Source organism: Gallibacterium genomosp. 1, assembly GCF_001678575.1.
GTDB lineage: Bacteria > Pseudomonadota > Gammaproteobacteria > Enterobacterales > Pasteurellaceae > Gallibacterium.
In genome coordinates this window covers 52,991-73,213 of record NZ_JTJP01000009.1, presented here as the reverse complement: position 1 = coordinate 73,213, position 20,223 = coordinate 52,991, and the positions used below count along the sequence as shown (strand labels likewise).

Here is a 20,223-nt window from a genome sequence, read left to right as displayed (position 1 = left end):
ACAGCACCAGAAGCGGATGCACCAACAGTTAAGATGGCATTAAGTCAAGATACTGGAAGTTCGGCAACAGATAAGATCACTAACAATGGTGAATTGAGTTTCACTCCGCCTCAAGGTTATGTCATTGCTAGCGTTACAGTAAATGGTGAAGCGGCTAAATTGGATGGTAATAAGATTACTTTACCGGAAGGTCAGTACGATGAAGGTTCAGTAGTTGTGACTATTCGTAATGAAACAACAGGGCGAACAGCAACGATACCTAATAGTGATCGCTATGTGGTGGATACGACAACACCAAGCGAGCCACAAATTGATGCACCAGCTGGAAAAGATACAACAATTGTATTGCCTACTGATGCTGATATTGGTGATGTCTTTAAGGTGAAGATTACTAAACCGAGTGAAGCTGCAAATGAAATTGAATACCGTAAGACAGAAGAAAATGGTTGGGTACTACAAGGAAGTTCAGTAGAGGGTGTGAGCCTTGCAAATGGTATCATTACGATTGCACAAAATAGTACGCCAGTCGGCACAACTATTAATGCAACAGTAACTGACATTGCAGGTAATTTCGCATCGGCAACTGAGGCAACAGTTAAAGAAATACCAGATCGGGATAAAGATGGTTATACCGATGATGAAGAGGCAAAAGCAGGATCTAATCCTGATCTAAATAGCTCTACGCCTAAGACCTTAGCTGAAGAAGCTTATGAGAAAGCGAAAGAAGCATTTGCGGCATTTAAAGCTCAAAAATCAGTGCTTGCTGAACATGGCTTTACGGCAAATGAGGTAAATGCGCTTAATAAACAGTTGCTGCCATTATCAGAGTTGAAAGAAAAAGCAATTGCAGCAGTGGAATGGGTGCATACAGATGATGATAATAAGCAAGATTTAGTGAACAAAATTAATGCCTTAGAAGCAGTAGTGCCAGATGTAACTAATGCGGCCGATGCAGTTTGGCAAGCAAATAGTAGAACTTCACTTTTCTATCGAGCATTTTGGAAAGATGAGTACAGGAATGCTAAATATGCTAAAGATGCTAAATATCTTAATGATTATGCATCAGAAAATGAGGGGATTGTTACTATTAATGCAACAGATATTCCTATTAAAGATACTTTAGGTGGAGACTCATTTACGATTAAACTTGCGCCAACAGACGGCTGGAAGCAAGGAACACCAACGCCGTCAAGTGCATCTATTTCTGAGTATCGTGTAGATGAAAATGGGAATATGCAAATTCGTATTGATCCTGAGGTTGCAAAAAAAATTAGTCAGACAACTCAACAGTTTTTTGATGTGGTGGCTGAAGATGGTACTAAATTGACACTGCTGGTTCCATTTGCAAATCCAGATAATAACCAAAATGCTGTTAAAGTGGCTAGTGTTAGTATTAAGGATAATAAGAACCCAATTACAGAGGTAGTAGAAAAAGATGGAACAACTAATGACGCTAACTGGTCTGAAATTCTCGTTGGGATTAAGAATAATGTTTCATCAGGTGGAAATTTAGATGGTTGGGTAGTGAAATTAGAGATCATTGATACTAAGGAACCAGATCGGGTACTTTGGTCAGATACAAAAGGCAATCAGACAGCGGGAGAAAAAACACTTACATTTGATGCGAGTCGTTTTAATCCAGAAGATGGGCATACCTATATTTTAAGAGCTAGCTCTTATAATACTAATGATACGACTGTTTTGGGGACTTCTACTGTTTACGATAGTGTAGAAAATCGAGTAACGTTAGATACTACACCGCCGGCGGTAGAACATCATATTTATGCCGATGAAGCAGGAAAATTGCACGTTGAATTTACCTTTAAAGAAGATAGTCTTAAAGTGTGGAGAAAAGATGGTGCATTGGCTAATCCGGAGACAGATGTTTTAGCTAACTTTAGCAATGTAGCAGATGTGGCTCAGAAAGATCATAAATGGAGTACAACAATTAGAGATGGGGAATCAACATTTGTTTTCTATGATAAAGAAGGGAATTCTCAAATTGTTGATTTATTAAAAGATGCAGAAGTGCTTCGTTTAGCTCGTTTAACAACGAATATGAATAAAGACGGAGGTCCTCGTAACTTCGATAGTGATGGTAATGAAGAGCAAAATAAAGATTATGGTTCAAATGGTTTAAAAACAGCAAGTGATAAAGACAATATCATTATTCTTCGTCAGAAACAGGGTGGTAATGGGTTTGGTGGCTTTATTGATGGAGGCACTGATCTTCCAGAGTATAAAGCAACTTTACAAACCTATGATCGCAATGATCTTATTGATGCCGTTGGTATGGGAGGTCATACTGATGTGATTACTCGCGGAGGTGATGACACGTTAATCTTGCGTAAAGGTATGAGTGGTTATGGTCCTGCTGGTTATCCGGGTGGTTCATTTGATGGCCCTCAGCGTATCTTAATGGGCGCCGGTAAAGATACTTTTAGTATTTTCGGTGTCTTTAAAGACAGCTATGGTATGAATAATACAACTGCGAAAGTATCGATGGGCGATGATGATGATACCATTTCAATTACTCGTTCAATTGAAGCGGATCATGATAGTTATCGACCATATTCTAACTATTTTAGTCTTGGTGCTGGAAACGATAAGATGACGGTAGGTGGAACGATCACTGATACAGCTCCTCAATGGGCATCAAATATTATCGATCTTGGTTCAGGAAGTGATGTTCTGACGGTAGGCGGAGAGCTAAAAGATGATGTGTTAATTCTTTCAAAAGACAGTAGCACAATTACTGTAGGGGGAATTGGCGGACAAGCTAATGTAACTATGTTGCTTGGCGCAGGAGATGACACTGTAACTGTGCGTAATAGTGTTAATTACTCTGAAGCCAGAGATAAGGCAATCTTTAAAGAGATTTATAACGCTAGTTTGAAATATACTGGTGATTATCAAGACGATGTGCGTTCTTGGTATGAAGAGAGTAAAGATGCATTAGCTAACTTGCCGGATAATAACTATATTATTAATCTTGGTGAGGGTAAGAATACTATGAGTGTTGGCGGCAATATGATCCATGCAAAAATTGAGTCTGGCTCAGGCAATGATACGGTAACTATTAATACTTGGGTTCTTTCATCAAATAATATTAAACTTGGTGCAGGAAATGACGCCATTTCGATTAACTCTATGTTCAAAGATGATAGTATCTCAGGTCAATCATTGATTTATGGTGGTGAAGGTCGAGATACAATTAATCTTGGTACACCAAATAGTGATTCAAATAAAGTAAGGTTGGAAATGTATGGTGATATTGGTGGTAACAATATTGATGTTTCTAGCATTGAGGTCTTTAATTTGAATGGTAAAGGTGGAACACTCATTATCGGAAACAAAGGAGATATTGTTAGTGGCAATGCTTCAACAATTGGTCCGATTGAAGTTCATGGAAAGAATGCTGATAGTGTCAGAATAGAAAGTAGTTGGCATAAGGTAGCAACAGAAAATGGTGCGAAGAAATATGAATATAAAAATACAGGTATTTATATTTCCATCGATGATGCTATTAATGTTACTGAATTTTCTGTTTGATTAATTGAGCGTTAAAAACAGGTAATCAAAAACCCATCAAGCTTCCCGCTTGATGGGTTTTTCTTTTGTATTTGATTTGTTTTTTTCTTCTGTATTAATCACCAATAACCGCTTGTGCAATTTGTTCAAGCAAATTTTTATAAATAGTGCTGCCCTCACTGGCACCGACTTTGATTTCAATAATGGTGGTGGATTTACGCATATAAGCTGTTTTTAAGGTGGAACTTAAATCTGCCCAAGTATAAGGCCGTGCATAATTTAGCTCAAACATATTGGCGATTTGTGAAAACTCTAAATTATGTGGTAAGCGATAATATTGTTCTTTAGCTTCATTTTCTACTGGCAACATATCAAAAATTGCACCGCCATTATTGTTAATAATAAAAATAATGGTTGGCAATTTGACCTTTCTGAATAAGGCAAAAGAGTTGAGATCGTGCAGTGCGGAAATGTCGCCGATAAAAGCGATCAAAGGGCGTTGATGAGCAATAGCAACACCAGCGGCGGTTGCCAATAAACCATCGATACCGCTTGCTCCTCTATTAGTATAAATCGGATAGTTATTAGGCAGTTTGCATAGTGCATCAACTAAACGTACAAAAAGACTATTACCAAGGAAAAGTATGCCATTTGTTGGCAGTAAGCGCTCTAGATGATGAGCCAATGATGCTTCGTTTAAATTGCTTCCAACTTGTTGTTCAATAAATTTATCACAAAATTGTGATAGTGCTAACGGTTCAAGCAACCACGGTTTTTGTCTGAGTGGTGGATGCGCACGCAACCAATGGTGAGCTTTAGCGTGAAAACGGGTTTGTTGATGATGTGACGGATCAAGACGGCGTTGTGAAGCATCAATCAGCCAATATTCACCTTGAAACGCTGCTAAAAATTGATTAATTCGTTTACTTACAATGCCACTACCAAGTTGAATCACAATATCTGCTTGCAGTAATTGTTGAAAAACTGTTTTATTTGCTAACCAAATATCGGCGTAAGGCAATGTCGCTTCAACAGTGGATTGTACATCCGTTAGTAATACCCAACCCATTGTATTAACCCAAGTGCTAATTCCCATACTTTGTTCCAATGGCAAACGTCCGACAACGACAATTCCCCGTTTTGTTCTCCATAGATCCCAATTTTCGTGGATCAGCACTTCGACTTGATTTTCCGGATGTTTCACCCACGGTTTTTGGCTGTGTAACCAAGAACTTAGCGGTTGTAACCACGAATGGTTGTCAATTTGTTGCAGATTCGCTTGGTAAAGTGGTTCGGCGAACGGCACATTAATATGTATGACACCGGGGGTAAGTTGTTGTTGATAACAGGCTTGATCTAATGTGGATACTAACCAGTTGGCGCTGTAATCTTGACTTGGTTTCGGCAAATTAATTTCAGCAATCGGATAGTGAGCAAATATTTTTTGTTGGCAAATAGCTTGGTTTGCGCCACATTCGATTAATTCAATCGGACGATCAGCGGTTAATACGATGAGGTTAGTTTGTGTTTGGTAAGCCTCAATAATGGCAGGATAAAGGTTGGCTACCGCAGTTCCGGAGGTAACAATAATGGCAACCGGTTTTTGCGTTGCTTTGGCTAAACCAAGAGCAAAAAAGCCTAAACCACGTTCATCAAAGTGAGTATGACAGGTTACACGACTTTCATCCTGTAATCGTGCCGCTTCGAGTGTAAGTGGTGTTGAACGTGAACCAGGTGCAATGCAGATATGATGCACGCCGTAACGGAGCAGTGATTCTAAAATGACTTTAGACCAGCAACGGTTAAATGTACTGATAGACATTGTATTCTCCTTATTTTATTTGAGCTCAAACAGGGAGAGTAATCCGGACATTTTTCTTTCTATTTCTAGCCACTCTTCATCTGCTTGAGATTCTTTAACAATGCCGGCACCGGCAAAGAGGTGTAATTGTTGATTAGTGAGTTCTGCGGAACGTAGTCCAACACAAAATTCAGCAAAAGATTGTGTGATAACTCCGATTGCTCCGGCATACCAGTTGCGTTGAAACGGTTCATTGTTTTTAATGAATGACAATGCCGGTTGTCTTGGATAACCAGCAACCGCAGCGGTCGGATGTAATGCGAATAATGGTTCCCAATATTGATGTTGCGGCTGCAAGGTTGCCTTAATCGGATGACAGAGGTGCTGAACTTTGCGTAATTGGCGTAATTGTACCTTACCGACTTCAATTGTCTGACAATAAGGTTGAATTTTTTGACAAATATCATCAACAACAAATTGATTTTCCAAGCGATTTTTTTGATCTTGCAATAACCATTGTTGATATTGTCGTTGTTGTTCATCTGTTTCGCCAATGGGGGCGGTACCAGCAAGTGCTTCGGTTTGAAAATCTGAATCAGTGCGGCAGTATAAACATTCTGGACTGGCACCTAAAAAAATAGAATGTGCTGATTCAGCAATCGCAAAGTGGTAACAATGCTGATTAGTTTGACGACTTAATGCCAGCAAATCATAGCCATTTAGTGGTTGATTGAGTTGAAATACTGTTTCACGAGCTAGAACCACTTTATTGAACTGCTGTTGTTTGATCGCATTTAATGCGTTTTGGATTAACTGCCGCCATTGAGATTGAGTACTACTTTGATGGTGTAGTATCGGTGTGATGTCCTTGATTTCATTATAAGTTTGAGAGTGTGGCAGTTGTTGTAGAATTTGCAACAGTTGTTGTTTTTCTTGTTGCCAAATTCTTTGATTAAACAATAGCTTAACAGTTAATTTTTGTTGTTGATAATGCAAATAAATGCGAGGCAAAATGAACTTTACTTCACCTAAAAATTGTACACCACCGACAAGGTTAAAATGGGGATAGTCTTGTTTAAATGTGGTTAATTCTTCAAACGAGGTGATGTGGCTTACCGCACCGACAGCAGCGATTTCATATTGCTGTTGGCGTTGTTGCAAATAAAATTGTGGAAATACGGCTTGCCCTTTCAACCAAGCGATAAGATCAATGTTTGAAGCCTCTATGGATGCTTGGATTTCACCAAAGCGGCGGCAATCAGGTTGATAAATAGCAATCTGCGTAGTGAGTAATGATTTTAGTTGTTGAAATACATCCATTGTCAATAGCTATTCTATTTATCCAAATGTTATAAAAGCGGTAATTTTACCGTAATTTCAAATAAAGTTCTTGAAAATCTTTCTAAGCTCAAAAAATTAGCGTAAAGTAACCCATTATTGTTAATAAATTGTTTAAGGTGACAGTGATGGATGTTTTCCCAAAATCAGATAAATTAGAACACGTTTGTTATGATATTCGTGGACCAGTGCATAAAGAGGCTTGTCGTTTAGAAGAAGAAGGGCATAAGATTTTAAAGTTGAATATTGGTAATCCGGCGCCATTCGGTTTCGAGGCACCAGATGAAATCTTAGTGGATGTGATCCGAAATTTGCCGACAGCACAGGGATATTGTGATTCCAAAGGTCTTTATTCCGCACGCAAAGCGATCGTGCAATATTATCAATCAAAAGGACTGCTTAATATTGGGGTCAATGATGTTTATATCGGTAACGGTGTATCAGAGTTGATTACGATGTCAATGCAGGCACTTTTGAATGATGGGGATGAAGTGTTGATACCAATGCCTGATTATCCGTTATGGACAGCAGCAGTAACGCTTTCCGGCGGTAAAGCTGTGCATTATTTATGTGATGAAGAACAGAATTGGTTTCCGGATATAGAAGATATTAAGCAGAAGGTTTCTCCTCGTACGAAGGCGATTGTGATTATTAATCCGAATAATCCGACTGGGGCGGTTTATAGCAAAGCATTATTATTAGAATTAGCGGAAGTGGCTCGTCAAAATAAACTGATTATCTTTGCAGACGAAATTTATGACAAAATTTTATATGATGGTGCTGTTCATCATCATATTGCGGCATTAGCACCGGATTTATTAACTGTTACCCTGAACGGCTTATCTAAAGCCTATCGTGTTGCCGGTTTCCGTCAAGGATGGATGGTGCTTAACGGTCCGAAAAAAGCGGCTGCCGGCTATATTGAAGGCTTGGATATGTTGGCATCAATGCGTTTATGTGCGACTGTACCGATGCAACACGCCATACAAACAGCGTTAGGGGGATATCAAAGTATTAACGAATTTATTTTGCCGGGTGGGCGTTTGCTGGAACAGCGCAATAAAGCGTATGAGATGATTAATCAAATTCCCGGTATCAGTTGTGTTAAACCTCAAGGCGCAATGTATATGTTCCCGAAAATTGATACAGAAATGTATAACATCCACGACGATGAAAAATTTGTGTTTGATCTTTTAACTCAAGAGAAAGTGTTGTTGGTTCACGGACGAGGATTTAACTGGCATAAACCGGATCACTTCCGAATTGTAACCTTGCCATATGTTCATCAAATTGAAGAGGCAATGACCAAACTTGCCAGATTTTTAACACATTATCATCAATAATTTCCTGCTAATCCCGCTTACTTCATTTAGTGTAGTAAGCGGGATTTTTTTACCATTAGATAATTAAATATTTTTATTATAAAAATAATAAAACAACTTTTCAAAAATAAAGAAACAGAATATTATTTAATAGGATTTTTTGATTAAGGAGGAAAAAATGTTAGAGAAATTTAATTTATCAGGGAAAGTGGCAATTGTTACAGGATGTAATACTGGATTGGGGCAAGGAATGGCTTTGGGTCTTGCTGCCGCAGGCTGTGATGTTGTCGGAGTGAATCTGAGTGATGCTTCAGAAACTGCAGAAAAGATTACGGCATTGGGCAGACGTTTCATTAACTTACCGGCAAATTTAATGGAACAGGATCAAATTACTTCGCTCGTGGAAAAAGCAGTTGAAGCTTTTGGTAAAGTTGATATTTTAGTAAATAATGCGGGTATTATTCGTCGTCAGGATGCGATTGAGTTCAGTGAAAAAGACTGGGATGATGTAATTAATATTAATTTAAAAAGTGTCTTTTTCTTCTCTCAAGCAGTTGCAAAACAGTTTATAAAACAACAATCTGGCGGTAAGATTATTAATATTGCTTCAATGCTTTCATTTCAAGGTGGTATTCGTGTTCCATCTTATACCGCATCTAAAAGTGGAGTGATGGGGATTACGCGTCTAATGGCCAATGAATGGGCAAAATATAACATTAATGTTAATGCGATTGCACCGGGTTATATGGCTACGGATAATACATCGGCATTGCGTAGCGATGAAACTAGAAGCAAAGAAATTTTAGAGCGTATTCCGGCAGGAAGATGGGGACTGCCAGAAGATGTTGCTGGGCCTTGTGTATTTTTAGCTTCTGCTGCTTCTGATTATATTAATGGATATACAATTGCAGTAGATGGTGGTTGGTTGGCAAGATAGTTATACATAGTGAGGTATCAATAAATGGAGAAAAAAATTGCAATTTTAGGTGAATGTATGATTGAACTCTGGAACGATAATGACTGTTATCGTCAGGGATTTGCGGGGGATACGCTTAATACGGCGATTTATCTTTCTCGATTGTTGGGTACTTCAGCAAAAGTGTCCTATCTTACTGGAATAGGGAAAGATGATTTAAGTCGGGCAATGATCAATTATTGGCAACAAGAAGATATAGATACTGATGCGGTCGCTGTCGTTGCCAATAAACAGCCCGGCTTATATATGATTAAAACTGATTCTCAAGGTGAGCGTCGGTTTTTATACTGGCGTAATGATGCCGCAGCTCGTTATTGGTTGGCAGATTTGTCTATCAGTGAAATAGCGAACCTGCTTTCTGGCTATTCTTATCTCTATTTGAGTGGTATTAGCTTGGCAATTTTGCCGAATCGTGATCGAGAGAAGTTATTGGAAGCGATAGCACAGACTGACATAGAGGTTATTTTTGATAATAATTATCGTCCGGCATTATGGGAAAATGTTGAAGTAGCAAGAGATATTTATAAAAGGATATTGGCGCTGTCTGATATTGCATTTTTAACCTTTGAGGATGATCAGACTCTGTTCGGTTTTACTGATTATGAACAGTCTATTCAACAAGCATTGGAATTAGGTGTGAAAGAAGTCGTGGTGAAAAGAGGGAAAGAACCTTGTGTAATAGCCACTAAATCGGAACGTTATCAAGTAGAAGCTACACGTGTAGAAAAAGTGGTGGATACCACTGCCGCCGGTGATTCTTTTAGTGCCGGATATTTGGCAAAACGCCTGCAAGGCGGAACCATTGTGGAATCAGCACAAGCAGGGCATTTGTTGGCTGGAACAGTCATTCAACACAAAGGTGCGATTATTCCGAAAGTTGCAATGCCATCAATCTAATTATGGCTTTGTAGAGCAGGATAGCCATAGAAACCTAAGCGTTCGGAAATGTGCTTTCCTGCCTGCTGTAATAAATTGACTAAATATGGGCGATCCTTTTCTTTAAAGCGGATTGTTGGTAAAGAAATTGATATGCCTGCAATAATTTGCCCCAATCTGTTATAAACCGGTGCGGCAATACAGATTAAACCTTCTTCTTGTTCTTCATTATCTTCGGCATAATGATTTTCCCTTACTGAATGTAACTCCGGAATTAATTTTTCAACATTATCAACTGTATTTTTGGTCGATTGTACCATATCAACATCAGCCAAAATTGTACGAACTTCATCATCAGATACTCCGGATAACAGAATTTTTCCAATAGCCGTACTATAAAGAGGATTTCTTCGCCCTATTCTAGATTGCATTCTAAGATTATATTTTGAATCAATTTTATGCATATAAACAATTTCGTGCCCTTCGAGAATCCCTAAATGCAATGCTTCACCGGTTTGTTCTGCAATATATTGCATCTCTTTATCTGCAAAAGAGATAAGATCAACATATTCTAATGATCTAGCACTTAGCTCAAATAGTTTTAAACTTAATCCATATTTATCACTATCATCTTCCTGATAAACATACCCTAAAGTTTTCATTGTTTGCAGAAAACGATAGGTTGTGCTTTTTGACATCATTAATTTCTGAGACAGTTCGGTTATTCCGATATCTTTTTGTTCCGATAGGATTTCTAAAATACTGAATACTTTCATTACTGAAGCTACGGCTTCAGGTGCATTTTCTTTTTTCATATTTTTACAAGCATTAAATTGTATATCATTAAAGATGTTAAATTATAAACAATTGGTTATTAATTAGGAATATCCTGAGACCTAATCAAACATTATTCTTCACATTAAGTTAACTTGAGGGGGATATGTTTGTCTAAAATACATAATTAAAGAATTATCTTCCATAAAAATAAAACATTGTTTTAATTTTTTTAGATCTTTATCACAAATTTTGAATTTTTTGATAGACGATACAAAAAAACTAATTTAGAGTAATTCTAATTTTTTAGGAGGTAAAAATGAAAATTTTACACAATATGCATCCAGAGGATGCAAAACATTACGATACGACACGTCTTCGTGAAGCCTTTCTTTGTGAGGATTTATTTCAGCCCGGCAAGATTAATGTTGTTTATAGCCATATTGACCGTTTAGTTGCCTTGGGTGCTATTCCAAATAGTGGGGAAATATTATCGTTAGATGAAGTGATTGATAAAAAATCATTTGGTACAGAATTTTTCTTAGAACGTAGAGAATTAGGAATTATTAATTTAGGCGGTACAGCGGTTATTACTACTAAACAAGGAAGTTTCACTGTAGGGCATTTAGATGCAATTTATTTAGGTAAAGGAACAGAAGAGATCACTTTTTCATCTCAAGATGATAAATCTCCGGCTGTGTTATATGGGTTAAGTGCGCCTGCTCATCGCACATTTCCTAGTAAGTTGATTAAATATGTTGATGCCAGAAAAGTCAAATTAGGGACATTAGAAAATTCCAATGCCCGCACAATTAATCAATATCTTCATCCTGAAGTTTTGGAAACTTGTCAATTATGTATGGGAATGACTGAATTAGAAAAAGGTAGCGTATGGAATACGATGCCTGCTCATACACACGAACGCCGTATGGAGGCGTATCTCTATTTTAATATTGAACCCGATCAAGTAGTGTTCCATTTCTTGGGAGAACCAACAGAAACCCGTCATATTGTTGTTCGCGATAAACAATTAATTATTTCACCAAGTTGGTCTATCCATTCAGGTTGTGGTACGAAAAATTACAGTTTTGTGTGGGGTATGGTTGGCGAGAATCAAACTTTCGATGATATGGATTTTGTTTCAATGCAGGATTTACGTTAGCACTATTTTAAAAATTTATGAATTATCCACTATAGGAGAGTAATTATGAAAGTCTTCAAATTATCTAAAAAAGCAACTCTTTTTGCGGCTGCTATTACGGCGATTTACTCCTCTTCTGTTCTAGCGGCAACAGAGGTAAAAATTGCTTTTAACCAATCTGATAAACATCCTCAATATCAAGCATTGCAACAATTTGGAAAAGAACTTTCCAAAGCAACGGATGGTCGTTATAAAGTGAATGTTTTTCCTAATGAATTATTAGGGAATCAGAGAGCTTCATTAGAATTAGTGCAGAATGGAGCTATCCAAATGGCTGTTGTTGCTAATCCTTTAGTGGAAAATTTTGATAAAACCTTTGCGGTATTAGGTATTCCATATGTTTATGCCAATACTGCACATCAAGAGAAAGTGTTTACTTCTGGAATTTTAGATGATTTGTTTGCTTCCACTAAGAAGTTCGGTTTTGAGGTATTAACTGCTTATACTGCAGGTGCGAGGAGCCTTTATACCAAAGGTGGCCCAATTAAATCTAAAGAAGATTTGAAAGGTAAAAAAATCAGAGTATTACAGTCAGATACAATGATTAAAATGCTATCCTGTATGGGCGGTACAGGAGTTCCAATGAACCAAGGTGAAGTTTATACGGCAATTCAACAAGGGGTATTGGATGGTGCAGAAAATAATGAGATTACCTATGCGGATTTGAAACAATATGAAGTAGCACCGTATTTTTCTCGTACAGGACATTTACGCGTAGCAGATTTATTGGTTGTGAGTGATGCTTTTCTTTCCACTATGACGCCAAAAGATCAGGAAACTTTGAAAAAGCTTGCTAGAGAAAGCACTAAAAAAGAATTTGAGTTATGGAATGATCAAATTAAAACTGCGGAAGCTTTTGCAAAAGAGAAAGGAGCTACTTTCGTTGAAGTAGATACAACACCATTCCAAGAAAGTTGCAAACCACTTCAAGAGGAATTAATCAAAACGCCAGCACAAAAAGCATTGTATGAAAAAATTATTGCATTGAAATAGATGCTTAAAGGATAGGCTGCTTGCCTATCCTTATTTATTTTAGGAGGTGTGTGGTGTTTGATATTTTGTTGTTAATAAAGAAAATTTTAGATAGAGCCATTGAATGGATATGTATTTTTATTGTTGGCTTAATGACGGTATTGATTACTTATCAAGTTGTTGTGCGTTATGTATTTAATAGTCCAAGTGCAGTAAGTGAAATATTATCTCGTTATTTATTCGTTTGGTTAATTTTATTTGCCGGTGCTTATGTTTTTGGTTTAAGAGAACATATGGAAATCGCTTTTCTGAAAAATAAATTTCCTCCGAAATTACAAGTGGTTGCTGATTCTATCTCTGAAATAGTAATTGCAACGTTTGCTATTGGGGTGATGATTATTGGTGGTTATAGTGCAACTGTTAGACAGATGTTCCAATTAGATTCCGCATTGCAAATTCCGATCGGTGTTATTTATTCAGCAATTCCTATTAGTGGAGCAATTATTGTTTTTTATTCTATTTGTAATTTAGCCACGTTTTATCACTGCACAAAAAAATAAATTTCATGGGAGGAAACTATGGATTTAGCAACGACTGCTGCACTTATTATGTTGGTAGGTACAGTATTTTTCTTAGTGATCGGAACACCGATCAGTATTAGTGTCGGTATATCTTCTGTCGCTGCAATGTTAGCAATACTACCTTTTCAAGGAGGGATGGTCACTTCAGCACAACGTATTTTTGTTGGATTGGATTCTTTTGCATTACTAGCGATACCATTTTTTATTTTGGCAGGGAATATAATGAATAGTGGTGGTATTGCTATTCGCCTAATCAATTTTGCTAAAATTTTTAGTCATTTTTTACCGGGATCTCTTGCTCAAACAACGATTCTTTCTAATATGTTATTTGGTTCGATTAGTGGTTCCGGAGTCGCTTCAGCGGCGGCAGTTGGCGGTATTATGACGCCTATTGAAAAGAAAGAAGGGTATGATCCTCGCTATAGTGCTGCTGTAAATATCGCTTCAGCGCCAACAGGAATGTTAATTCCACCAAGTAATACTATCATCGTTTATGCAACTGTAGCTGGAAGTGTGTCTGTTTCTGCTTTATTTATGGCGGGTTATTTACCTGGTATTTTATGGGGCGTTGCGGTAATGATTATTGCCGGATTTATGGCTAAAAAAAGAGGTTATATTGCAAAAGAGAAAGTGACTTGCAAAGACAGTGTGAAGATTGCTTTGGCAGCTATTCCAAGCTTATCGTTAGTCATTATTGTTATTGGGGGAATACTTGCAGGAGTGTTTACTGCAACAGAAGCATCTGCGATTGCTGTTGTCTATTCATTAATATTGAGTTTGTGTTACAGAACGCTTTCTTTGAAGATGCTACCGCAAATTTTTTTACAAACAGCTAAAATGTCTGCAATTGTTATTTTTATGTTGGCAACCTCTTCTGTAATGTCTTGGGTAATGGCATTTACTCAGATTCCGAATATGATTGCCTCCGGATTATTATCTATTACAGATAATCCAATATTAATTTTATTAATTATAAATTTAATTCTTTTATTGGTAGGAACCTTTATGGATCCCACACCGGCGGTATTAATTTTTACACCGATTTTTTTACCTATTTGTATGTCTTTGGGGATGAGTCCTGTACAATTCGGTATTTTATTAGTATTTAATTTATCATTAGGAACAATTACCCCACCGGTAGGGCCAATTCTATTTACAGGTTGTAAAGTAGGAAATGTTGAAATTGAACGGGTTATAAAAACATTATTGCCGTTTTTCTTTGCGATTTTTATGGTATTAATGTTAGTAACATATCTTCCTTCAATTTCAATGTCTATTCCTGAATTAATGGGATTAGTAAAATAAATTCCTAACTATTTTTTAGGATCAATGCGATATGCTAGAACAGATATTTAACTTACCACAATTTTTAGGTGTACTTGCTTTTATTTTAGGTGTGCTAAGTTTTTATCAACGTAATGATAAAAAATTGAAGATTGTGATGCTGGTGCAGAATCTGACCTATATGTCGCATTTTATTTTATTAGGGGCGTCAGTTTCAGCGTTAAGTTCGTTGTTGTCGGCGTGCCGTACAGCAACATCGATTTATGTTTCTTCAAAATATGTTGCACTTTTCTTTGTTATTATAGGGATTATTTTCGGTTATGTAGTAGCGGACTCCTTGTGGCAGTTTTTCCCGATTTTTGGTACAACCATTGGTACAATTTCTCTCTTTTTATTAAAAGGTATTCCAATGCGTCTGTTGATGCTAGTGGGGTCAGGCTGTTGGCTGACAAATAATATTTTAGTAGGTTCATTTGGCGGAATTTTATTGGAATCTACCGTTATTGTGATGAATGCTATTACCATTTTACGATTAGTGTTACAAAATAGAGAGCAACGGCAATATACAATGAAATAGTCAGAATAATAGGAAATTTTTCTCTTTTTCTGCAGGTATTTTATGATCAGGCTTGAGAAATCAAGATAAAGTGAGTATAATCCACGACCTTTAATATAGTTAGTAGCGGGTCGGGTTTTAATACCTGACGAGGTAGCTAACAAATCTAAACCAATTAGAATGTTGGTAATCCGAGCCGTTGAGCTTAAGCTTTAGTTAATTATTGGAGAATTACAAATGTCCAGAGTCTGTCAAGTAACAGGCAAACGTCCGGCAGTTGGTAATAACCGTTCACACGCAATGAACGCAACTCGTCGTCGTTTTTTACCGAATCTACATACCCATCGTTTTTGGGTTGAAAGTGAAAACCGTTTCGTAACTTTACGCTTAACAGCGAAAGGTATGCGTATTATTGATAAAAAAGGCATCGATGCAGTTTTAGCTGATCTTCGTGCTAAAGGCGAAAAAATCTAAGGAGCTGAACAATGGCAGCAAAAGGTGCACGTGAGAAAATCAGACTAGTTTCAACTGCTGAAACAGGTCATTTCTATACTACAACTAAAAATAAACGTAATATGCCGGAAAAAATGGAAATCAAAAAATTTGATCCAGTTGTTCGTAAGCATGTTATTTATAAAGAAGCGAAAATTAAATAATCGTTTTTTTGTAAGTCAAAATTTTTAATTCTAACTGCACCCAACGGTTTTTACTGATGGGTGCAGTTTTTTATATTCTTTAATGGAAGAAGTTATAGTATTTCCTGAATTGAGCCTGAAAAAGATTGAGAGTATTCTGAGCAGAAAGATAAACAAGTAAGGAAAAACAATGAAGCAGAAGCAAGTAGAACGACCATTATCGGGGTTTTTATTGGCATTGACGACAGCGATCTGTTGGGGATCTCTGCCGCTTGCATTGCAACGTGTTTTAACTGTTTTAGATAGTTACACCATAGTATGGTTACGTTTTTTAGTAGCGATGCTTGGGCTAGCGATTATCTTGCTGGTGACAGGAAAAATGCCGAAGTTTCGCATTGCGTTTAATCAACGTTTTCGTTGGATCACAATTATTGGTACTTTGGGGTTAGCGATAAACTTTATTTTATTCAACACGTCATTGGAATATATTAATCCTTCGGTTTCACAGGTGCTTGGGCAAGTGTCGCCATTTATTATGATGCTTGCCGGTGTGTTGATTTTTAAAGAAAAATTAAGTTGGAATCAGAAAGTTGGCGCAATACTTTTATTTATTGGACTACTGACATTTTTTAATGCACGTTTAGTTGAATTGTTCACCAGTTTGACCACTTATACTATGGGGGTGATTATCTGTGTTTCTGCGGCAATTATTTGGGTATCTTATGCGATTGCACAAAAATTATTGTTACGCCGTTTTAATTCTCAGCAGATTTTATTTATTTTTTATATCGGCGCCTCATTAATTTTTACACCGTTAAGTCATCCGGCTAAATTAGAAAATTTGACTTGGCCGATAGCATTATGTTTAGTCTATTGCTGTTTAAATACATTAATTGCTTATGGTGCTTATGCCGAAGCCTTAAACCGTTGGGAAGTGTCCAAAGTGAGTTCAATTCTTACTTTAACGCCATTGTTTACCATTGTGTTTGTTGAAACTTTCCACCGAATCTATCCGGATATTGTGCCGGCTTCTGAATTAAATACTTTGGCGTATATCGGTGCTTTTATCGTTGTATTAGGTGCACTATGTTCAGCATTAGGACATAAATTATTGAAAAAACGTCCTGTGACGTAATAGGAGATTAAAACAAGATGAAATTTATTGATGAAGCCTTAATTCGTGTTGAAGCTGGTGATGGTGGCAATGGTTGTGTCAGTTTTCGCCGAGAGAAATATATTCCGAAAGGTGGGCCTGATGGTGGTGATGGTGGCGATGGTGGTGATGTTTACCTAATTGCTGATGAAAATTTAAATACATTGGTAGATTATCGTTTTGAAAAACGGTTTGCGGCAGGACGAGGCGAGAACGGGCGCAGTTCTAACTGCACCGGACATCGTGGTAATGATATCACGTTACGTGTACCAGTTGGTACGCGTGCGGTTGATAACGATACCAAAGAGGTCATTGGTGACTTAACTGAACATAATATGAAATTATTGGTAGCAAAAGGCGGTTATCACGGTTTGGGGAATACTCGTTTTAAATCATCGGTAAATCGTGCGCCTCGCCAAAAAACTAATGGTACGCCGGGTGAAAAACGAGATTTGCAGTTAGAGTTAATGTTGCTTGCTGATGTTGGAATGTTGGGGTTGCCTAATGCTGGTAAATCAACTTTTATCCGTGCGGTGTCAGCAGCAAAGCCGAAAGTGGCGGATTACCCTTTTACCACATTGGTGCCGAGTTTAGGTGTGGTGAAAGTGGATGCAAACCGTAGTTTCGTTATTGCGGATATCCCAGGATTGATCGAAGGGGCGTCAGAAGGAGCCGGTTTAGGAACTCGTTTCTTAAAACACCTTGAACGTTGTCGAGTGTTGATCCATTTGGTGGATATTCTGCCAATTGATGAGAGTGATCCAGCGGATAATATTGCGATTATCGAAACCGAATTGTTCCAATACAGCGAAAAATTAGCGGATAAGCCACGTTGGCTGGTTTTCAATAAAATGGATACCTTGAGCGATGAGGAAGCGCAACAGCGTGCGGCAGAAATTGCTGAACGTATCGGTTGGGACAGTGATTATTATCTTATTTCCGCTGCAACAGGGCGCAATGTACCGGATTTGGTCAGAGAGGTGATGGACTTTATTGAAGCCAATCCGCGCGAAAAAGTGGTTGTTGCCGAGAATGAAGAAGTGAAATTCAAATGGGAGGACTATCACCAGCAACAGTTGGCAGATGTTGAAGAAGGTGACGACGACTGGGATGATGATTGGTCAGAAGAAGACGAAGAGGGTGTGGAGATTATTTATAAACCATAAACTTTGTCTAAAATACAAATAGAAAGAGGATAGTACGTTTTATACTATCCTTTTTGTTTATTCACGGATTGCAGTGACTTTTCCACAATTTGTTTTTGGTAAAAACAGTAATGCCGATAAGGCAAAAGCTGCCATTGTCCAGAATGCGAAAGTCGGGTTGTAGCTGTAAATAACGCCGGATAATGCGGTCAACAGTGCGACAGCGATACAGTTGCTGATACCGTTATATAACGCCTGTAACTTAGCGATATGTGAATCGGGTTGAGCAGAAATATAGCGAACAGTGGCAAAGTGGCTGACAGCGTAAGTTAATGCGTGAAATAGTTGTAACAAGGTCAACAATGCTAAATTTCCTAATACTGGAAATGCCATCCAGCGGATAGCAGCAGCAATGATGCTTAGCGTAAATAATGTAGTAATATTCCAATGTTTAAATAATTTGGAAGCAAAAAAGAACAAAATCACTTCCGCTACCACAGAAATTCCCCACAATAGGCTAGTGGTTTTCAGATCGATACCCTGTGAAACCCAATAGATGGTACTGTAAGCATAGTAAGCACCGTGTGAGCCTTGAATTAATGAAATGGCGATCAATAAACGGAGAGTATTCGTTTCGGATAATAATTGACGATAACTTATACTTTTCGCTTGGGTTGCTTGCAGATTAGAAATTGGAAGTGTCGCGGGGATTGGCAGTTGGTATAAAATATAGACGATTAATAAACTCAAGATGACCCAAATAATAGAAGAATCGCCAAGATAACTAATTAATGCACCAAAAACTACTACTCCAATCACGAACCCTAATGAACCGATTAAACGTACTCTGCCATAATCTAAGCCGATTTGTCGATTCCAAATACCAGCAAGACTATCCTGCAATGGCATTCCAGCACCGTTGAATAGACTAAACAGAGCAAATAGCACAAAAATTAATAAAAAAGAGTGCCAATACCATGAGCTGATGGCAATCATTAAAATAACTAAAGCAGAGGAAAATGCCAGATTGCGTAACATTGCCGGTAGATAAGCGGTATCTTTAATTTTGCCGGAAAAGAAAATACCGCCCAAGAAACGGAATATGTAGGCAGAAGCTAGCAAAAGAGCAATATTTTCATCACTGTAAGATTGTGATTGTAACCACACTGGAATAAGTGGCACAAACACACCATAGGCACAGAAATAGCCAAAATAATTGAGAATGAGCCAATAATTTGATTTCAGTTTAATCAAAATAATTTCTCCATCTCTTCCGCACGTGCCACTGCCGCTTGCATTGCTTGTGCAATCGTCTGTTCTAGCTGATGTTGTTGGAACACATTAATCGCCGCCGCAGTCGTGCCGCCCTTAGAAGTGACTTGTTGACGTAAGATCTCTAAGGACAAATCTGGATTTTTAATTACCATTTGTGCTGCACCCAACGCGGTTTGTTGCACTAATAAACGTGATTGCTGTTCATCCAATCCCATTGCCATCGCAGTTTTTTGCATCGCTTCCATAAAGAGGAAAAAATAAGCTGGGCTACTGCCGGAAGTTGCAATAATAGTATTAATGCTGGATTCTGTTTCCACCCAGCAACTTTGACCAATCGCATTGAAAAGTTCTGTGGCATATTTTTTAAATTCCAAATTAACATTCGGATTGGCATATAAACCGGACATTCCTTCGCCGATCAAAGCAGGTGTGTTCGGCATAACACGTACAATTTGTTTGGCGGAGGGTAGATAACGCTGCAACGTGTCTACGCTGATGCCGGCAGCGATAGAAATCAGCCATTTATGTTGTAAATCATATTGTTGAAATACCTGGCAGGTTTGTTGCATATTTTGTGGTTTAACCGCCAACACAATCACTTCGGCAAATTCAATAGCGCTGGTGGATACCGCTGTGGTTAATATGCCTTTTTCTTCAAAGGCTTGACGTTTGTTTTCGTTATGATCGCAAATCATAATGTGATCTGCTTGATAGCCTTTTGCTAATAATCCCAATGCAATGGCACGTGCCATATTGCCGCCGCCGATAAAGGCGATCTTTTTCAGTTGCATAAGATTTTCTCC

At 37.9% G+C, this 20,223-nt stretch carries 18 protein-coding genes; 13 read left to right on the top strand and 5 right to left on the bottom strand.

All coding sequences use genetic code 11. From position 1 onward, the window contains the following. A partial coding sequence (locus tag QV04_RS11590) for a hypothetical protein (protein ID WP_197494785.1) occupies positions 1 to 3,552 on the top strand: 3,552 nt, incomplete at its 5' end. Positions 3,553 to 3,646: 94 nt separating this feature from the next. Here the strand turns inward: QV04_RS11590 and menD are convergent. Continuing rightward, positions 3,647 to 5,353 carry a 2-succinyl-5-enolpyruvyl-6-hydroxy-3-cyclohexene-1-carboxylic-acid synthase gene (gene menD, locus QV04_RS02845; RefSeq protein WP_065231071.1) on the bottom strand — a complete coding sequence of 569 codons (1,707 nt, stop codon included), beginning with the start codon at positions 5,351 to 5,353 and terminating at the stop codon, positions 3,647 to 3,649. A gap of 15 nt (positions 5,354 to 5,368) precedes the next feature. Further along, positions 5,369 to 6,652 (bottom strand): isochorismate synthase, encoded by a 1,284-nt coding sequence (locus QV04_RS02840; RefSeq protein WP_065231072.1) that lies wholly within the window; start codon positions 6,650 to 6,652, stop codon positions 5,369 to 5,371. Positions 6,653 to 6,798: 146 nt separating this feature from the next. Here QV04_RS02840 and QV04_RS02835 point away from each other — a divergent pair, with 146 nt between their 5' ends. The 3 genes from QV04_RS02835 to QV04_RS02825 all read left to right on the top strand — a co-directional run bounded on the left by QV04_RS02835 (position 6,799) and on the right by QV04_RS02825 (position 9,865). Next, positions 6,799 to 8,013: a pyridoxal phosphate-dependent aminotransferase gene (locus tag QV04_RS02835; protein ID WP_039169212.1), complete on the top strand. Its 1,215-nt coding sequence runs from the start codon at positions 6,799 to 6,801 to the stop codon at positions 8,011 to 8,013. A 157-nt stretch (positions 8,014 to 8,170) separates the two neighbouring features. After that, positions 8,171 to 8,929 carry a 2-dehydro-3-deoxy-D-gluconate 5-dehydrogenase KduD gene (gene kduD, locus QV04_RS02830; RefSeq protein ID WP_065231073.1) on the top strand — a complete coding sequence of 253 codons (759 nt, stop codon included), beginning with the start codon at positions 8,171 to 8,173 and terminating at the stop codon, positions 8,927 to 8,929. Between the two features lie 24 nt (positions 8,930 to 8,953). Further along, positions 8,954 to 9,865: a sugar kinase gene (locus QV04_RS02825; RefSeq protein ID WP_065231074.1), complete on the top strand. Its 912-nt coding sequence runs from the start codon at positions 8,954 to 8,956 to the stop codon at positions 9,863 to 9,865. Here QV04_RS02825 and kdgR read toward each other — a convergent pair. Further along, the gene (gene kdgR / locus QV04_RS02820; RefSeq protein WP_065231075.1) at positions 9,862 to 10,659 is read right to left on the bottom strand and encodes a DNA-binding transcriptional regulator KdgR; all 798 of its coding nucleotides are present in this window, start codon (positions 10,657 to 10,659) and stop codon (positions 9,862 to 9,864) included. The genes QV04_RS02825 and kdgR overlap by 4 nt on opposite strands. Before the next feature lie 278 nt (positions 10,660 to 10,937). Here kdgR and kduI point away from each other — a divergent pair, with 278 nt between their 5' ends. The 9 genes from kduI (at position 10,938) to cgtA (ending at position 18,166) form a co-directional block, all read left to right on the top strand. Then, positions 10,938 to 11,780 carry a 5-dehydro-4-deoxy-D-glucuronate isomerase gene (gene kduI, locus QV04_RS02815; RefSeq protein ID WP_065233145.1) on the top strand — a complete coding sequence of 281 codons (843 nt, stop codon included), beginning with the start codon at positions 10,938 to 10,940 and terminating at the stop codon, positions 11,778 to 11,780. 45 nt (positions 11,781 to 11,825) lie between these two features. Next, entirely contained in the window at positions 11,826 to 12,812 is a 987-nt protein-coding gene (locus tag QV04_RS02810) for a TRAP transporter substrate-binding protein (protein ID WP_039135056.1), read from the top strand. Positions 12,813 to 12,865: 53 nt separating this feature from the next. Further along, positions 12,866 to 13,351, top strand: coding sequence for a TRAP transporter small permease (locus tag QV04_RS02805; RefSeq protein ID WP_197494784.1), 486 nt, complete (start codon positions 12,866 to 12,868; stop codon positions 13,349 to 13,351). A gap of 18 nt (positions 13,352 to 13,369) precedes the next feature. Beyond that, the gene (locus QV04_RS02800) at positions 13,370 to 14,677 is read left to right on the top strand and encodes a TRAP transporter large permease (protein WP_065233144.1); all 1,308 of its coding nucleotides are present in this window, start codon (positions 13,370 to 13,372) and stop codon (positions 14,675 to 14,677) included. A gap of 31 nt (positions 14,678 to 14,708) precedes the next feature. After that, on the top strand, positions 14,709 to 15,233 hold the full coding sequence (locus tag QV04_RS02795; RefSeq protein WP_065233143.1) for a YgjV family protein: 525 nt from the start codon (positions 14,709 to 14,711) through the stop codon (positions 15,231 to 15,233). A gap of 216 nt (positions 15,234 to 15,449) precedes the next feature. After that, positions 15,450 to 15,686 carry a 50S ribosomal protein L28 gene (gene rpmB / locus QV04_RS02790; protein WP_013746215.1) on the top strand — a complete coding sequence of 79 codons (237 nt, stop codon included), beginning with the start codon at positions 15,450 to 15,452 and terminating at the stop codon, positions 15,684 to 15,686. Between the two features lie 11 nt (positions 15,687 to 15,697). Next, entirely contained in the window at positions 15,698 to 15,868 is a 171-nt protein-coding gene (rpmG, locus tag QV04_RS02785; protein ID WP_005542835.1) for a 50S ribosomal protein L33, read from the top strand. A gap of 169 nt (positions 15,869 to 16,037) precedes the next feature. Beyond that, complete coding sequence (locus tag QV04_RS02780) at positions 16,038 to 16,982, top strand: DMT family transporter (RefSeq protein WP_065231078.1); 945 nt, start codon at positions 16,038 to 16,040, stop codon at positions 16,980 to 16,982. A gap of 17 nt (positions 16,983 to 16,999) precedes the next feature. Further along, positions 17,000 to 18,166 carry an Obg family GTPase CgtA gene (cgtA, locus tag QV04_RS02775; protein WP_065231079.1) on the top strand — a complete coding sequence of 389 codons (1,167 nt, stop codon included), beginning with the start codon at positions 17,000 to 17,002 and terminating at the stop codon, positions 18,164 to 18,166. A gap of 57 nt (positions 18,167 to 18,223) precedes the next feature. Here the strand turns inward: cgtA and QV04_RS02770 are convergent, their stop codons facing one another. Then, positions 18,224 to 19,396 (bottom strand): 3-phenylpropionate MFS transporter, encoded by a 1,173-nt coding sequence (locus tag QV04_RS02770; RefSeq protein WP_039172255.1) that lies wholly within the window; start codon positions 19,394 to 19,396, stop codon positions 18,224 to 18,226. Further along, positions 19,396 to 20,211: a pyrroline-5-carboxylate reductase gene (gene proC, locus QV04_RS02765; protein ID WP_039135041.1), complete on the bottom strand. Its 816-nt coding sequence runs from the start codon at positions 20,209 to 20,211 to the stop codon at positions 19,396 to 19,398. The genes QV04_RS02770 and proC overlap by 1 nt, the downstream gene beginning before the upstream one ends. Positions 20,212 to 20,223: the final 12 nt, after the last annotated feature.

What these genes read in the sequence shown, in the direction of transcription:
- menD (WP_065231071.1), bottom strand. Translation starts at nt 5,353, where the DNA reads ATGTCTATCAGTACATTTAACCGTTGCTGGTCTAAAGTCATTTTAGAA.
- QV04_RS02840 (WP_065231072.1), bottom strand. Translation starts at nt 6,652, where the DNA reads ATGGATGTATTTCAACAACTAAAATCATTACTCACTACGCAGATTGCT.
- QV04_RS02835 (WP_039169212.1), top strand. Translation starts at nt 6,799, where the DNA reads ATGGATGTTTTCCCAAAATCAGATAAATTAGAACACGTTTGTTATGAT.
- kduD (WP_065231073.1), top strand. Translation starts at nt 8,171, where the DNA reads ATGTTAGAGAAATTTAATTTATCAGGGAAAGTGGCAATTGTTACAGGA.
- QV04_RS02825 (WP_065231074.1), top strand. Translation starts at nt 8,954, where the DNA reads ATGGAGAAAAAAATTGCAATTTTAGGTGAATGTATGATTGAACTCTGG.
- kdgR (WP_065231075.1), bottom strand. Translation starts at nt 10,659, where the DNA reads ATGAAAAAAGAAAATGCACCTGAAGCCGTAGCTTCAGTAATGAAAGTA.
- kduI (WP_065233145.1), top strand. Translation starts at nt 10,938, where the DNA reads ATGAAAATTTTACACAATATGCATCCAGAGGATGCAAAACATTACGAT.
- QV04_RS02810 (WP_039135056.1), top strand. Translation starts at nt 11,826, where the DNA reads ATGAAAGTCTTCAAATTATCTAAAAAAGCAACTCTTTTTGCGGCTGCT.
- QV04_RS02800 (WP_065233144.1), top strand. Translation starts at nt 13,370, where the DNA reads ATGGATTTAGCAACGACTGCTGCACTTATTATGTTGGTAGGTACAGTA.
- QV04_RS02795 (WP_065233143.1), top strand. Translation starts at nt 14,709, where the DNA reads ATGCTAGAACAGATATTTAACTTACCACAATTTTTAGGTGTACTTGCT.
- rpmB (WP_013746215.1), top strand. Translation starts at nt 15,450, where the DNA reads ATGTCCAGAGTCTGTCAAGTAACAGGCAAACGTCCGGCAGTTGGTAAT.
- rpmG (WP_005542835.1), top strand. Translation starts at nt 15,698, where the DNA reads ATGGCAGCAAAAGGTGCACGTGAGAAAATCAGACTAGTTTCAACTGCT.
- QV04_RS02780 (WP_065231078.1), top strand. Translation starts at nt 16,038, where the DNA reads ATGAAGCAGAAGCAAGTAGAACGACCATTATCGGGGTTTTTATTGGCA.
- cgtA (WP_065231079.1), top strand. Translation starts at nt 17,000, where the DNA reads ATGAAATTTATTGATGAAGCCTTAATTCGTGTTGAAGCTGGTGATGGT.
- proC (WP_039135041.1), bottom strand. Translation starts at nt 20,211, where the DNA reads ATGCAACTGAAAAAGATCGCCTTTATCGGCGGCGGCAATATGGCACGT.